This window comes from Pseudoalteromonas rubra (assembly GCF_005887115.1).
GTDB classification, from domain to species: domain Bacteria; phylum Pseudomonadota; class Gammaproteobacteria; order Enterobacterales; family Alteromonadaceae; genus Pseudoalteromonas; species Pseudoalteromonas rubra_F.
In genome coordinates, this window is record NZ_PNCJ01000212.1 from 1 (window position 1) to 289 (window position 289).

Below are 289 nucleotides of genomic sequence, written 5' to 3' on the forward strand. Positions count from 1 at the left end.
CCCCCGTTTGCTCTTCGCTGAACGTCACTGTACGTGCCTGCATCGCTGGTTCCTGTGCTCGCTGCTCCGCTCGCTGGTGCGCCAGTGGCAACGGCGTTTTATGCTCAACCTCCGCCAGCACATCGCGCCAGTAAGCCTGCGCCACCTCACCGTCCTGTTGCGCCAGATAGGCCGCATAGTGGCGGTATGGCTGTGGCGCTGCCAGCCTCGCCCCCGCGCCCTGATAAAATGCCGTCAGCGCCGCAAAAATTATTGGTAAACACCAGCCGTCTAAAATCGCATGATGATG

The 289-nt window shown here is 60.6% G+C and carries 1 protein-coding gene; it reads right to left on the reverse strand.

Annotation, left to right across the window (positions count from 1 at the left end; translation table 11 throughout):
• The coding region (locus CWB98_RS23790; protein ID WP_138547006.1) for a condensation domain-containing protein at positions 1–289 on the reverse strand (289 nt) is incomplete at both ends.